This window comes from Tenacibaculum sp. M341 (assembly GCF_004337695.1).
GTDB lineage: Bacteria > Bacteroidota > Bacteroidia > Flavobacteriales > Flavobacteriaceae > Polaribacter.
Genome location: NZ_SJXJ01000013.1, coordinates 60707 through 75456, shown reverse-complemented (window position 1 = coordinate 75456; position 14750 = coordinate 60707). Strand labels below are relative to the sequence as shown.

The window sequence follows — 14750 nt, the reverse complement described above, 5'->3', positions numbered from 1 at the left end:
TCCACTTTTCTAAAAAACTAGATTTTACAACATTAAAGAATGAGTTTATTTTATAAAGTAAGACCTCCAAAAACTGAAGTAGAAAATCCGAACTTGTTATTATTATTACATGGTTACGGAAGTAATGAAGAAGATTTATATTCATTTGCGGAAGAGCTTCCGGATGAATTATTAATTGTGAGTGCTCGAGCGCCTTATGAAATGGGCTATGGCGGTTATGCTTGGTATGCAATTAATTTTACTGCTGAAAATGAAAAGTTTTCAGATTTAGATCAAGCTAGATCTTCTTTAAAACTTATACACGATTTTATTGATGAGATTCAACAAAAATACTCGGTTAACAAAACATTTATATTAGGTTTTAGTCAAGGAGCAATTTTAAGTTATGCCTTAAGTTTAAATTATCCGAATAAAGTAGCACATGTAATTGCTTTAAGTGGTTATATGAATGTAGATTTATTTCCGAAAGAAATTTCAACAGATATTGCTACTGATTACTATGTTTCTCACGGATCTGTAGATCAAGTTATCCCTGTTTCATGGGCTAGAAAATCCCCAGAACTACTTACCAAACTTTCTTTAAGTCACGAGTATTCTGAATATCCTGTAGGACATGGAGTAGCACCACAAAACTTTTATAGTTTTAAAGATTGGATAGAAAAACGACTGTAATCTATCTTATCATAAACAAATTCTATGTTTGAAAAATTCTTTTAAATATAGATCGTTTAAATTTGTACCCGTTTAAAGGCGGGTGCTAAAAAACCTTTTTTCACTTAAAAATTTTAATATGGATATTTTTACTCATCAGAATGCTTATAAATGGTTTGTTCCTATTTGTGCTATAGCAATTGGTTTAGAAATGTACTTTAGCTACAAAAGAAAAGCTAAAAATTATGAGTTTAAAGATGTTTCAACAAATGTATATTTTGCCTTAGTAAATGTTTTATTAGATACTTTAATGTACGGAGTTTCGTATATTGTAATGGACTTTTTCTTTGAATATCGATTTATTAATTGGGAAGGTACTGGCTTCTTATACTGGTTTATTGCTTTTGTAGGGCAAGATTTCTTATACTACATTCACCATTATGTTGATCATCATTCGAGATTCTTTTGGGCAGTACATGTAACGCATCATAACTCAGAATACTATAATATTTCAACAGGATTTAGGTCTCCTGTATTACAACCATTTTATCGATTTATGTTTTTAATTCCTTTAATTTTAATAGGAATTCAACCTTTGCACATCATGTTTGCTTATGCAATGAATCAAAATTATGGTACTTTATGTCATACCAACTTTATTAAAAAGAACAACAAAAAAGGAGTTGTTGGATTCTTATTAAGTGTTTGGGAATACATTTTTGTTACACCATCTCACCACAGAGTACACCATGCATCTAATGTTAAATATTTAGATAAAAACATGGGAATGTTTTTAATTATTTGGGATAGAATGTTTGGTACTTTTCAAGCTGAAGAAGATGAAACTGAATACGAAAAATTAAAGTTTGGTTTAACTACAAATATTGAAGATAAAGGTCCTATTAATATTATTTTCCATGAATGGAAAGAAATTTATAAAGACTTTTTTGTTAGAAAAAAGGACTTACCATTTTTTACTCGAATAAAATATGTGTTTATGCCTCCAGGTTGGAGTCATGACGGAAGTTCAAAAACTAGTAAACAGTTACAACAAGAATTAACAGAATAATATATAGAAAGCGCCTTTTAAAGGTGCTTTTTGTTTTTAAAAGAACTACTTTAATTTATCATTACTGATAATTTTTAATTTTTATAAATTTACAAGCAAAAGAGCTGTGAATGTGTTTACCTCCTACTTCACTATTCTCTTTTGTAAAAATTAAGAACTCAAAAAAACAAAATGGACAAGATAAAAGATGAAAGAATTAGAAAAACTTATTGAATTAATTTCTAGAGATCCAAACTGTATAGTTTATAAAACCAATAGTGAATTCGTTATTAATAGAAAAATCCCTGATGATTTAGATTTATTTTTCAAACTAACAAACGGAGTTAGTTTATTTGAAAACGAGTCTTTTGGAATCAAAATAATAGGAAGAGAAGAATTTATATCTACTAATAGATATCTATATCCTGAAGATGATATTATTTGGGAAGAGTTAGATGGTGATATAACTAATGAATGGTTTTTAATTGCAAAAAATCCTGAATTAGATCAATATATTAGTATCGATTTAACAAGCCAACGCCTTGGCAAATGTTACGACAGCTATTTACCTACTCATGGTGAAGAAGGAATGTCTGAAATAATAGCTAAGAGTTTTACAGAACTACTCTGGAATCTTTACAGTTCTAATGGTAAAGGAGATAATTGGTATTGGAATAATGACAATTTTGAGAAAATTGGAGATGCATTCGATTAAAAATAAAACCAAATAATAAATCCAAATGAATATTAATTATGAAAATATAATTGACCTTCTAAAGTTAGAATCTGATAAGATTATTGAAAAACTTAGAATAAGTAATAATTCAGAACTTATAAATGACAAGAAGAATATTGATAATGCTATTAAATGGCTAAAAAAAGGGATGGAAAATCAAATTCATCCAGATTTTAATATCATCGTAATTCCTGAACAAATAACTAAAACTCCTTCTTCTGAATATCGATTAATAGAAGATCATGAAACTGATGACAAAAAATATTGGACTGAAGTTAGAGTTAATAATAAGGAATTAAGACCTTCATCAGGAGATTTTCTCATAATGAAGTAAAATATAGAAAGGTATTTATAACTTGTATGAATAATAATAAAAACACAGATACAATAAGGTTAATAGGTTACTGGAAAAGTCAGTTTCAGATGAAACTTCCACACCCTATAAATTTTATTGATTCAAAATGGGATCAGACAGAAAAAAATAAAGTGATCGCCTACATAAAAAACGCTCCTTTTCTTCCTGCAGTTGCTGGTGGTTATAGTTATTGCCGATTATGTAATAAAGAGGATAATGGTTGTCGGGAACAATCTGATGGTTATTTTATTTGGTCCGAAGGTTTTTTGCATTATTTAGAAGAACATAATGTTAAACCTCCTAAAGATTTTATAGATCATTGTATTAAATCTCCAAAGGCTAAAAAAATTAACTTGGAACAAGAAGTTAAAATTGATACAGAATGGTGGAAAGAACAACGTGGTTTTGAAACACCAGAATCTAAGTATTTTTTAGATCCATATGAACATACTTATCCTAAATTTTATAGCCTAGAATTAAAAAACTTTAATAAAAACAATCTCAAATTAAAATATAGAAAACTGTTAAAAGATATCGCAAAAGAATTAGATATGTCTGTTATTGAAATTCATCATAATTTAACTAACAGTGATAAAGAATTTATTGTTTCAGAAGAGGATATTAATCATATAGAAAAAATAATAAATAAAGACCTTTTTCTAGATATCAAAAGAATCAAAAATATTAGATAAAATATAGCTAGCTTACTATTCATTTAACATAAATCCATTACATCACAAACTATGAAATTAATTAAAATATTTATTTTCTTATTAATCTTCACTAACTGTGAAGCTCAAGAAGCTAAATTACTACTAGAACAAAAATTAATTTCTGCCCCAGAGAATACTCCTATTTATAAAAGGCTAACTGAAAACGTAGATGGACAAACTACATGGAAAGAAAATTTCAAATACCTAGATAGTATAGATATTTATGCCATTAAATATTTAAGTGATGGTTTAAAAATAAATGGTCTTTTAGTAAAACCTAAAAAACAAGGAAAGTATCCATGTATCATTTATAATCGTGGAGGAAATAGAGATTTTGGCGCTCTTAAAATTGCTCACGGAGCAATTACTCTTGGTCAAATTGCTCAAAAAGGTTACGTTGTTATTGCTAGTCAATACAGAGGAAATGCAGGTAGTGAAGGAAAAGAAGAGTTCGGAGGAAAAGATGTAAATGATATCACTGTTTTAACAGAAGTTTTAAAGGAGGTTAACGATGCTGACACTGATAAAATTGGAATGTATGGTTGGAGTCGAGGCGGAATGATGACCTATATAGCATTGACTAAGTCTAACAAAATAAAAGCAGCTGTAGTTGGTGGAGCTGTGTCTGATAATTTTCGTTTAATCAAAGATAGACCAGAAATGGAAACGGCTGTTTTATCAGAACTAATTCCTGATTATGAAAATAATAAAAATTCAGAATTAGAAAAAAGATCTGCAATCAAATGGGCTGATAAGTTTCCAAAAAACGTTCCGATTTTAATGCTACACGGAAATTCTGATTGGAGAGTAAAATCTGAACAAAGTTTAACATTGGCCTTGGAGCTTGAAAAAAATAGAGTTCCTTACAGACTTATAATATTTGAAGGAGGTGATCATGGTATTTTTGAACATAAAAAAGAAGTAAACGAACAGGTACTAAAATGGTTTGATAAATATTTAAAAAACGATACTACACTACCTAATATGAAATACCACGGAAGATAAAAGTATTGTCATCTTTAGATTTTATTACAATATTACATTCATTTCCTTTCATTTAAGAAAATATAAATACTATCAAATTGAATAATATAACTCAAAATATCTTAGACTTAATTCGAATAGACTTTTTTGCAACGTTTGCTATATTTTCATTTATGATTTTTACCCTTAAACTATTTAAATGGAAAGATGAAAGTATTACTGAAATTGATAAAAGAATAGTTAATTCAGTTCCTAAAATAGGAGTTATATGGTTCATATTATTTATTTCGCAAGATCTAATTTTAAATATAACTAAGTCTCAGACCAATTATATATTAGAGTATCGTAGCTCAATCATTCTTCAATATACTATATGGTTCTTTTTAACTCAATTGTTCAGAATACCTTTCATTAAGAAAAGTTACTCGTTAAGAATTCTTTTAAGCTTACTTTTTTTATTTGATATTGAAAGTATCGATATTCTAGCAATCATATTAGCTAAAAATGAAATTCCAAACACATGGATAAACTACGAAACAAACACAACCTTATTTGGTATTAATTCTTTTTACTTTTTGTTTTTCTTTAATATGTTTGCAAAGTTAGTTTTGTATTGTATAATTAATTATCTGTTTAAGTTTTTTGACTCTAAAAAGTACACTGAAAATTGACCTTTAATTAAACGTTTTAACGAAAACCATCCTAGAAATTAATTTAATCAAGAAATAAAATATTTAAACCTACTCCTTCCCTACTTTCTTAACGCTCTATATAACCAAGTATATTATTTTTTCATTTTGTTTGTAACAACTCTCTAAAATTTAAGTCGATCTAAGTAATCAACCAATATTAAATCTAAATTTAGAATGAAAAACAGTACTTATACCTTTTTGTTACTTACTATTAATTTTTTGCTCTTAGTTTCATGTTCTAAAAAAGAAACTGCTTCAAATACTAAGTCAGAACCTACCATTAAAAAAGTTGATGCATATTTAAATGCGATTATAAAGGCTGATGAAATTCCTGGAATGGCTGTTGCAATTGTGCAAAACGGACAAGTAGTACATCAAAAAAATTACGGTTTAGCAAATATTGCCCATAAAGTTCCGGTAACAGATAGCACACTTTTTAGAGCTTATTCTACAACAAAATTAATGACATCCGTAGCGGTTTTTCAATTAATAGAAGAAGGAAAAATATCTTTAAATACACAAATATCAAAATATATTTCTGAACTTCCTGAATCATGGAAAAATATCACAATAGCACACTTATTAAGCTGTTCTTCTGGTTTACCTGATTATAAAAATTTAGATCAAAATCTTTCAGATAAAGATTTATTAAATACTCTTACAAAACAAGATTTACATTTTGAAAAAGGATATAAATATGAATACAGTCAAACAAATTATTGGTTCCTTCAAATGATAATTGAAAAGGTTACCAACCAAAAATTTGAAGAATTTGTAATAGAAAATCAATTCAACAATACTTCAGATGAAGTACTTTTCGCCTCAAACAGCTTGGTTGACTACCCAAATAGAGTTGCTAAATATCAATATAATAAAGTTTACAATACTTATGAAAAAACTACATACGCTGCTGGCAATCGTTCACTTGCAGGGAATGGTTTAAATGCTACTTTAAATAGTCTGATTGTTTGGAATAACAAATTAGATAAAGATCAACTCATAAAGTCTGAAACTAAACTCAAAATGATGTCGCCTTTTGCATACAAGAATAATCGTTCTCGTTTTGCATATACATGGGGAGTTTATGGTCCTGCTGACAAACAATATTATGGATTTACAGGCGGTGGTGTTAGTGCGTTAATGAAATTCGTAAACCATGATTTAAGTATTATTATTCTTACTAATGGATTTAAAAACAGACCTGTAATTGCGAATATGATTACTTACCTTTCAGGTATAATGGATGATCGATTAATGAGACAAGATAGAGTTTTAAATGAAGATATCAGATTGGCTTTCCTTACAAATAGTTATGAAAACGGAGCTGAAACTTTTCATCAAATAAAACAAAAACATCAAGATATTAATTTTGAAAGAGGTCTTAATATTACTGGTTATTGTTGTTTGCTGAATAAGCAATTAAAAAAATCAATTGCTATATTTAAACTGTATACGCAAGAATATCCAAATTCATCCAATGCATTCGATAGCCTTGGAGAAGCATACTTTACCAACCAACAATATGATTTAGCTAAATCAGCTTATGAAAAAGCCTTAGAATTAGAAAGCTCGAATAAAAATGCAATGGAAATGATTCTGAAAATAGAAAATATAGTCAGTAAAACTGTAAATTAACAGCTTTAATATTTAGTTATGAGATTAGAAGATTTAAAAAAGATTTTTAGCGACTTGAAACCTCCTAAAATATTGATTGAATTATTGGGGTTTGTAAATGTTCATTCTAAAAATGATTGGTTTTCTGATGGCTTTGAATTCTATTTCGATGAAAAAAAGCAAATGCTTAAAACGTACTCTGAGGAAAATGATTTTTTAAATTCTTTAATTGAATTTGCTCAAGCAGACGGAACAGGTTCAACGTATGCGTTTTGAGTTAGAAATCCACATGAAAATCTGGAAAACTCTCCAATTGTAGCTTTCGGTAGCGAGGGTGGTTATCATATTGTTTCAAAAAACATAAAAGATTTTCTTAGCATTTTAACTTATGACGTAGCTCCTTTTATTGATTGGGATGCTATTGATTATTATAAAGATGAAAATGATTATAAACCTAGTAAATATATTGACACTTATAAAAATTGGTTAAAGGATAACCACAACATTCAGATTACTGAAAATGCAAATGAAATTGTTGAAAACGCTCAAGATGAATACCAAGAAAAATTTGAAGCATGGATGAATGAATTTTATACAGCATAAGAATACAAATTTGTTATTTCAAGCATAAAACTCTCATATTAAAGAACAAAAACATTATTATTGATGTTTTTGTTCTTTATTAATTTTTTAAACTAATTTTAGTCTACTTCACCATTTATCAATCTTTCATCAAAACCTATTTTTGCATCGTTTCCTTCCCAAATAACTTTAAAACCTGCAGGTAAAGCTAAAAACTGAACACATTCGGGTCTAAGCAACATAAACTCACCCAAAGGTATATGTTCTAAAAGTGGTAAGTCATTTTCACTTACATTGTTAGTAACTGCATACCAACCTGAATCAGGATCCTCCTTTTTCCAGCGAAATAAATGTACAGGAACTCCTAGTTTTATCACTGGATCTATTGTTACTAACTGATCTATTAATGGAAATTCAGGATCAACTTTTAAATATTCACATACTGTTTTCTGCTGATTAAAAAAATGATAGTTACGCGATAAACCTAAAGCAAATCCATTCTCTTCAGGATAAGGTTCTAATATTTCAAAATAGTCTCCCTCCTCCATCACTTTTATCACCCAAGTAAAACAACTTAATCTTTCTCCATCTTTTAACTGAATTTTTTCTTCTTCTATAAAAAGAACGATATGATCTAAAATAGGTTCTAACTGTTCTAATGAAAGTCCATTCCTTGCTATTTTAAATTCTTTTCGAATATACTTGATCATTCCTTCAGAAAAAATTTCATCTCCTTCAGTATAAAATTTAATATCTCTAATTAATAACATTATAAAATAACTTTTAAGCAATAATACTCTTTTTACTACAAACCTCAATTAGTAGAACTACAAATTAATATTTCTACAAAATCTAATAAACGTAAAAAGTAAACAAAATAATTACATTTGTAGTATGAGAGTCGTTTTATGTATTTCCCTTTTCTTATTTCTATTTTTTTCTGGTATTGCACAAACTATTGATTCCATAGATTCTCTAGAAAAACAGATTAATGAAGCTTCTAATAAAAACAAGAAAATATCATTAATGCTATCATTAGCAGAATTGCAATACGAACATGATTTTTCTTCTTCTAAAAAATTAATGAATCAAATTTTTAAATTATTAGACACTACCAATTTAAAAAAAGATCAATCGCATTTATTAGGAAAAGCTCTTATTATTGAAGGTATTATACACAGAAGAGAAGGAAAATATCCGAAAGCATTAGCTTACAATTTAAAAGCCAAAGAAATTTATAGAAAACTTAATGACTCATCACACAGTGCCGATATTTTGCACAACATGGGTATGATTTACAGATCGCAAAAAGCCCATAATAAAGCTATAGATTTATACAAAGAATCTATAAAAATAAAAGCACTTATTAAAGATACATTAGGTTTGGCTTCTGGCTATAATATGATGGGAGTTTCTTTTAGACAGAGCAAACAATTAGATAGCGCTTTAATGTGTTACGCTAAAGCAAAAACCTTGTTTAATACTATTAAAAGTGCTAAAAATGTACAACGAGTTAATAATAATTTAGCCGCCGTTTTTAGAGATCAAAAACAATACGATAAAGCCTTAAAATTAAACTTAGAAAACATTGAGCACTCTAAAAAACTGAATAAGATATTTTCTTTGGCAGTAGCGTATTACAACACTTCTACTACTTATAAGTTAAAAAAGGAATATCAACTTTCTTTACAATATGTTGATTCATCGCTAACGCTTGCAAAACAAGAAAACTTTAGAAAAGAAATTTCCAAAGCATACCTAAGAAGAAGCTTTTTATTTCACAAACTAAGTGATTATAAAAAAGCTTATTTCGATTACCGAATTTTTAATAGACACTCTGATTCTATTTTTAATGTTGAAAATATAAAACGAATTCAAGAACTAGAATTAACGCATAAGTTTAATCAAGAAAAAAGAGAAATTGATTTAATTACTCAACAAGAAGCTGCTGAAAAATGGTTCTATCTACTTTTATTAATTATTACCATTGTAAGTAGCTGTATAATTGGTGTTTTAGTTTTTTTAAATTACAAGAATAAAACCAAAGCTTTAAATGAGAAATTTGAGAAAGAACAAATTCAAAAAGAATTGTTAGATCAGAAAATTAAAGTGAATGAAGAGGAAACTAAAAGACTTATTGCTGATAACACAATGCGTATTGAGTTTAAGCAAGAGTTGTTGAATAAGATAAAAACAGAAATTTTACCCGAAGCTTCTAAAGAAAATAAAGAAAAAATCAACTCTTTAACCTCAGAGCTACAAAAACAACTACAAACTGAAAGTAAGTTATCAGATTTACAAAATAGAATTACAAGTGTTAACAAAGGGTTTGACAGTAAACTTATAGAGCTTTACCCCTCTTTAACTAAAACTGAAAGAGAGGTATGTGCCTTACTTCGCTTAAACTTGTCTATTAAAGAAATTATGACTGTGAGAAATGCTTCTTTAGACTCTGTTAAATCAGCACGATACAGAATTAGAAAGAAAATGCAACTTTCTCCGAAGGAAGAACTGGAACGATTTATTCAATCGCTATAATTTTTTTAAAATGTTACATTAATATGCTAATAATTAGCATAGCTTTAAATTATTTTTATATTAGTTTTGTTGAAGTTAAATAACCACCACTAAAAAACTATATGAATACAAGACTCATTTTCTTTATTCTACTACTACACATTACAATATTTGGTTTCTCTCAAACTAAAATCGACTCTTTAAAACAAGAGTTATCAAATGAAAAGAACGAAAAATCACAGCTAGTTATTCTAGACAAATTAACGAAACAAATGATTCGGAAGAATGCTCCTGATCAGGAGAAATATTTGAATCAAACCGTTTCTTTAGCAAAAAAGTTAAATGACTATGATTTAGCAGCTGCCAAAACTCGTTTTATCGTTCAAAAATATATCCGTAGCGGTCAATCAGACACAGCTATATATATTGTTAATCGTTTATTAAAAGAGAAAAACAAATTTACCACTGAGAGTTCTGAAGGACATTTACTATTAAAAAGAGCTGGAGCTTATTTTAATAAAGAACTTTTAGACAAAGCTATAATAGATTATGATGCTTCTGCTAATCTATTTTTAAAATCTGGAGATTCAATTTTTGCAGCTGATGCACGCTTTTTTGCTGGTCAGGCTCTTTTTACATCTGACAACTTTTTAAAATGTATCAAACGATATGAAGAGGCGTATGCTTTATACGATAAATTAGGCGATAACGAATATGCAAATCATACGCTTGCTGAATTAGCCATTGTTTATGGAAGAAACTATTTTAACGATAAAGCTATTTATGAAAGAAACAAAATTATAGCTAATGCCAAAAAGAATGGTTTTAAATCAATTTTAGTAGCTACTTATAGTAATTTGTTTACATCTTACAATAAAAAAAATGATTTAAAAACCGCTAAAAAATACCTTGATACACTAAGTAACATGATTCCTGAAATTTCTAATTCTTGGGAAAAAAATCACGTAACCATAGGTTTACTTAAAAATAAAATCAGTTATTTTTTAAAGACGAATGAATTAGATAGTGTTAAAGAGAATATCAGTACTTTAAAAACAAAACTATCAGCAAACAACCTCAAATATCATAATAATGACCTATTATTCAATCAAGGACGCTATTATCAAAAGAAAAAAGAGTACGGAAAGGCTCAAAAATATTTAGCGGAATTACTTGATAAAAATAATCAGATTGGAGATGTGCAACTAATTATCAAAGCCAATAAAGCAATGTCTGATGTACTTGCCAATCAAGGTAAGTTAACTCAATCATATGACTATTTAAAAAAGTATGCTGACGCTAAAGATGTTAATGATACTAAAATAAAAAACAACTCTTTCTTGTATTACCAATCAAAATTTGAAGCTGAAAGAAAGGATAATGAAATCTTCAAACAAGAAACTACGATTGAATTATTAGAAAAAGATAAAATTATTAGCGATACCAAAAGAAGAACCTTATGGGTAACCATATGCGCTATTGTACTTTTATCTATTTTGATTTCCTACTACATTTGGAGACAAGGTATTATAAAACGAAAAGTTTTAAATGCTAAAATTGAAAAGAATAGAAAAGAATTAGAAGAGTTTACACAACAACTTATTAATAAGAGTAAGGTTCAGGAATCTTTAACTGAAGAGTTAGAAAAATTAAAAGAAGAGATTGGCGCTCAAAAATCTATAGAAAAAATACAAGATTTAACCTCCACAAAAATATTAACACAAGAAGACTGGTACACTTTCAAATTAAAATTTAATAGAGTACATCCTAACTTTTTTAATAAACTAAAAGATAAAGGCTTTAACTTAACGAAAGCAGAAGAACGATTACTAGCTTTAGAAAAGCTTTATTTAGATACCAAACAGATTGCTGGTATGTTGGCTATTTCTAATGATAGTGTTACTAAAAGTAGATCTAGATTACGTAAAAAAATTAATGCGCCAAGAGGAAGTTCTATTCTTGAATATTTAGAAGCTTCTTAAAAACATTCTTTTTACACAATAAAAAAACCTGAATATAACCTTAATATTCAGGTTTTTATTTTTTGTCCTGTTTTTGTCCACCCCTATTTTTTCTCTTTTTAACAAGTTCTATATTTCTTTGCCTCGAGTTTGAAAATAACTCAGGGGAACAATTAAAATATTAACATGGGACTAATTACAAAAAGAAAAAAAAGACACAGAGTAAGAATTAAAACAAACAAATTTCTAATTCTTCCTATTATTCACAGAGGTAGACTTCATTGGTTATCTAAAGTGAAATTGGAAAAAGCTTTTAATGGGTATAGAATGATGATTATTGGTATTGAACCAGCGTAAAAGCTTTTTTTAAAACTATATAAACTTCTAAGAAAAAAATTTCCCCCGCCTTAATTAGGGAAGACAAGCTGTTTTAACACAACAACTAAAGACTATTTTATTCATGATAATTATGTTTTCATTAATCTCTTTAGTTAAAAACAGTAAAACGAAGCAATCTGAATACTAATCAGAGAGCTTCGTGTCTTACCCAATAAAGCTCTCTTAAAAAATTACATATTAAGTAAATAAACATCTAAAGAATCTTCTTTAGTTAAATTCAACTTCTTTTTTAATCTAAATCTTGTTGATTTTACAGCTTCTAAACTTGTGTTTCTAAGATTTGCAATTTCTTTACGAGAAAGCCCTATTTTAATAAAAGAACATACTTCTATATCTGTTTTGGTTAACTCTGGATGCTTCTTCTTCAAACGTTCTAAATACTCTTTATTTAATGTTGAAATATTTGTTTTCAAAACGTCTATTCTATCTGCTTCTAGCTCATCACTTTTTAATTCATTAACAATATTTTGAAGAGATATACTTTTATCTTTTTGGGAAAGTTTGGCTAGATCTTTGGTTATTTTTTCCTTCTTCTCTAAATGATTTATGGTTTCATCTCTTAATACTTTCACTTCTTTTTGAACATCAACAACCTCTTCATTTAATGTGTTTATTTTTCCGGAAAGTTCTGTTGTTTTATGTTCGTGTAATTTTGTTTCTTTTTGAAAGCGTTTATATCCAAATATGATAAATAAAACTAAAATTAATAAAACTGTAAATAGTATGGTAGCATATAATTGCCTTTGTAAAACTTTATTTTTAGCTTCAATACTTAAACGCTTTTTTTCTTCTAAATGAACAATACTATCTTTTAATCGTTGCTGTTCTAATTGATATTTAACTTCAATTTCTCTTAATTTCTTAGCATTTTTTACATTGAAAATTTCTTGATTAATTTTTGAGTATTCCAATACATCTTTTAACGCTAAATCATCTTTATTCATCGCTTTGTATATTCTACTTCTGATTAAATAACCATCAAAAATTTTCTTCTTAGCATTTTCTTTTGTAGCTATTTCTATAGACTCATTTACATATATTAAGGCTTTTTCATACTCTTTTAAATGCAAGTATGAATTTGCTAAATTGGTAAGTGTTGATATAACAGATAACTTTTTTTTAATTTTCCTTACATAATCTAAATACTTTAATAAAATTGGTAATGCTTCTTTATGCCTCCCTTCTACTACTAATAAAGTTGCTTTGTTGCTAATCGCTTGTTCTTTTCCTTCTTTATAATTCGATAAATCGTAATATAAAATAGCTTTATCAATCACATAATAGGCTGAATCTAATTTTCTAGCTTGCTTGTAACTACCAGACATCATGCTATAATTATTACCTAAACTTTTATAATTTTTAAACAGTAGATTTAATTCTACAGCTTTTTTAAAGTTCTTTACAGATTTATCATACTCCTTTTGGTATCTGTAAATCATAGCTATATTGTGGTAAGATTGTGCTAAACCAAATGAATCTTTTAATGATACGTATATTTTCTTTGCTCTAAGATAGTCTGTAAGTGCACCTGTATAATTTGAAGTACGCCTTTTATAAATACCTATTTGATGAAGTGAAGATGCTTGTTGTTTTCTGTAATCATAGATTACACGTTCTAAAATTTTTTCTATTTCATTATAGTAATTTTTTACTTTGTTAAAATCTCTTTTTTTGTGATACTCTCCCAAACTGAGCAATGCTTCAACCTTTAGAGAGTCTGTTTTAGCTATTTTGTATGCTTTTTCTAATTGTAATAAATCAATATCGATTTGTTGCGAAAACAAAACAACAGTATTCATTAACAAAATGAAAAAGTAATATTTACACATATATTAATGATTCTTTTTTCTTAGATATTTGGATAATCTCATTCATTTTATTTAGTCATTTTAAGTAAAGAAGGTCGGTTATCCCCAAAAACCAACCTCCTCTGAAAATAAACCCCAATTATTCTCCCCTAATTTATTTTTTAAAATCCATCACCTGGCGGTTCTGGAGAAGCAGCTTGTGCTTGTTTAGGATTTAAAATTAAATACGTACCTAAAGCTGTTAATGCTGTGTATTTACTATAAGTTCCTATTTTTTGAAGCGCTTCTTTTCTTGTCATCTCTTGTTTGTTATTTCTATTCTCCATAATGCTTCTGCTCTATTTATAAATTATTTTAACTACCCCCACTGCAATATTATTTCATTTTTGATGACAAGCAAAGAAAACAAGGGGTGCAAAAAAGGGTGCAGAAGACTGAAAACCTTAATTTTAAAGGATTTCATTACTTTTATTACTCGATTCACTTATTCCTTGAAATATTATTTTTTCTAATGCTAATACTTAAATCATTAATTAAAAACTATTAAATTACAACTTCTAAAAAATCTTTTTTATGTGAAGTTTCGTCTCTTTTTAAATCGAAAATGTAATCGTAATGGTGTGATAAACTCGTTGCTTTTTTGAAGTAAAATTTTATCAATATCGAGTTCCTTAAATTTTTGATTACACA

Annotated in this window: 14 protein-coding genes; 11 read left to right on the top strand and 3 right to left on the bottom strand. The window is 27.8% G+C overall.

All coding sequences use genetic code 11. From position 1 onward, the window contains the following. Positions 1–39: 39 nt before the first annotated feature. The 8 genes from EYW44_RS15100 (at position 40) to EYW44_RS15065 (ending at position 7069) form a co-directional block, all read left to right on the top strand. Positions 40–672 carry an alpha/beta hydrolase gene (locus EYW44_RS15100; RefSeq protein ID WP_132724539.1) on the top strand — a complete coding sequence of 211 codons (633 nt, stop codon included), beginning with the start codon at positions 40–42 and terminating at the stop codon, positions 670–672. A gap of 118 nt (positions 673–790) precedes the next feature. After that, a complete protein-coding gene (locus EYW44_RS15095) occupies positions 791–1720 on the top strand; it encodes a sterol desaturase family protein (protein WP_132724537.1) in 930 nt (309 codons plus the stop codon). 187 nt (positions 1721–1907) lie between these two features. Then, a complete protein-coding gene (locus EYW44_RS15090) occupies positions 1908–2414 on the top strand; it encodes an SMI1/KNR4 family protein (RefSeq protein ID WP_132724535.1) in 507 nt (168 codons plus the stop codon). Between the two features lie 25 nt (positions 2415–2439). Further along, positions 2440–2769, top strand: a complete 330-nt coding sequence (locus EYW44_RS15085; RefSeq protein WP_132724533.1) for a hypothetical protein — start codon at positions 2440–2442, stop codon at positions 2767–2769. A gap of 26 nt (positions 2770–2795) precedes the next feature. Then, positions 2796–3482: a hypothetical protein gene (locus EYW44_RS15080; protein ID WP_165872243.1), complete on the top strand. Its 687-nt coding sequence runs from the start codon at positions 2796–2798 to the stop codon at positions 3480–3482. Positions 3483–3533: 51 nt separating this feature from the next. After that, positions 3534–4508 (top strand): alpha/beta hydrolase family protein, encoded by a 975-nt coding sequence (locus tag EYW44_RS15075; RefSeq protein ID WP_132724529.1) that lies wholly within the window; start codon positions 3534–3536, stop codon positions 4506–4508. Between the two features lie 845 nt (positions 4509–5353). After that, positions 5354–6814 (top strand): serine hydrolase, encoded by a 1461-nt coding sequence (locus EYW44_RS15070; protein WP_132724527.1) that lies wholly within the window; start codon positions 5354–5356, stop codon positions 6812–6814. Between the two features lie 18 nt (positions 6815–6832). Beyond that, positions 6833–7069: a hypothetical protein gene (locus EYW44_RS15065; protein ID WP_132724525.1), complete on the top strand. Its 237-nt coding sequence runs from the start codon at positions 6833–6835 to the stop codon at positions 7067–7069. Positions 7070–7494: 425 nt separating this feature from the next. Here the strand turns inward: EYW44_RS15065 and EYW44_RS15060 are convergent, their stop codons facing one another. After that, positions 7495–8145: an immunity protein Imm33 domain-containing protein gene (locus tag EYW44_RS15060; RefSeq protein WP_132724523.1), complete on the bottom strand. Its 651-nt coding sequence runs from the start codon at positions 8143–8145 to the stop codon at positions 7495–7497. A 124-nt stretch (positions 8146–8269) separates the two neighbouring features. Here EYW44_RS15060 and EYW44_RS15055 point away from each other — a divergent pair, with 124 nt between their 5' ends. The 3 genes from EYW44_RS15055 to EYW44_RS22295 all read left to right on the top strand — a co-directional run bounded on the left by EYW44_RS15055 (position 8270) and on the right by EYW44_RS22295 (position 12210). Continuing rightward, positions 8270–9913: a tetratricopeptide repeat protein gene (locus EYW44_RS15055; protein ID WP_132724521.1), complete on the top strand. Its 1644-nt coding sequence runs from the start codon at positions 8270–8272 to the stop codon at positions 9911–9913. Between the two features lie 101 nt (positions 9914–10014). Next, the gene (locus EYW44_RS15050) at positions 10015–11874 is read left to right on the top strand and encodes a tetratricopeptide repeat protein (RefSeq protein ID WP_132724519.1); all 1860 of its coding nucleotides are present in this window, start codon (positions 10015–10017) and stop codon (positions 11872–11874) included. A 165-nt stretch (positions 11875–12039) separates the two neighbouring features. Then, on the top strand, positions 12040–12210 hold the full coding sequence (locus EYW44_RS22295; protein ID WP_165872242.1) for a hypothetical protein: 171 nt from the start codon (positions 12040–12042) through the stop codon (positions 12208–12210). A 212-nt stretch (positions 12211–12422) separates the two neighbouring features. Here EYW44_RS22295 and EYW44_RS15045 read toward each other — a convergent pair whose 3' ends face one another. Then, positions 12423–14051, bottom strand: a complete 1629-nt coding sequence (locus tag EYW44_RS15045) for a tetratricopeptide repeat protein (protein ID WP_165872241.1) — start codon at positions 14049–14051, stop codon at positions 12423–12425. Positions 14052–14221: 170 nt separating this feature from the next. Then, positions 14222–14386, bottom strand: coding sequence for a hypothetical protein (locus EYW44_RS22290; protein WP_165872240.1), 165 nt, complete (start codon positions 14384–14386; stop codon positions 14222–14224). Positions 14387–14750 lie beyond the last annotated feature (364 nt).

Coding starts and splice junctions, on each gene's coding strand:
- EYW44_RS15100 (WP_132724539.1), top strand. CDS start 40: ATGAGTTTATTTTATAAAGTAAGACCTCCAAAAACTGAAGTAGAAAAT.
- EYW44_RS15095 (WP_132724537.1), top strand. CDS start 791: ATGGATATTTTTACTCATCAGAATGCTTATAAATGGTTTGTTCCTATT.
- EYW44_RS15090 (WP_132724535.1), top strand. CDS start 1,908: ATGAAAGAATTAGAAAAACTTATTGAATTAATTTCTAGAGATCCAAAC.
- EYW44_RS15085 (WP_132724533.1), top strand. CDS start 2,440: ATGAATATTAATTATGAAAATATAATTGACCTTCTAAAGTTAGAATCT.
- EYW44_RS15080 (WP_165872243.1), top strand. CDS start 2,796: ATGAATAATAATAAAAACACAGATACAATAAGGTTAATAGGTTACTGG.
- EYW44_RS15075 (WP_132724529.1), top strand. CDS start 3,534: ATGAAATTAATTAAAATATTTATTTTCTTATTAATCTTCACTAACTGT.
- EYW44_RS15070 (WP_132724527.1), top strand. CDS start 5,354: ATGAAAAACAGTACTTATACCTTTTTGTTACTTACTATTAATTTTTTG.
- EYW44_RS15065 (WP_132724525.1), top strand. CDS start 6,833: ATGAGATTAGAAGATTTAAAAAAGATTTTTAGCGACTTGAAACCTCCT.
- EYW44_RS15060 (WP_132724523.1), bottom strand. CDS start 8,145: ATGTTATTAATTAGAGATATTAAATTTTATACTGAAGGAGATGAAATT.
- EYW44_RS15055 (WP_132724521.1), top strand. CDS start 8,270: ATGAGAGTCGTTTTATGTATTTCCCTTTTCTTATTTCTATTTTTTTCT.
- EYW44_RS15050 (WP_132724519.1), top strand. CDS start 10,015: ATGAATACAAGACTCATTTTCTTTATTCTACTACTACACATTACAATA.
- EYW44_RS22295 (WP_165872242.1), top strand. CDS start 12,040: ATGGGACTAATTACAAAAAGAAAAAAAAGACACAGAGTAAGAATTAAA.
- EYW44_RS15045 (WP_165872241.1), bottom strand. CDS start 14,051: ATGAATACTGTTGTTTTGTTTTCGCAACAAATCGATATTGATTTATTA.
- EYW44_RS22290 (WP_165872240.1), bottom strand. CDS start 14,386: ATGGAGAATAGAAATAACAAACAAGAGATGACAAGAAAAGAAGCGCTT.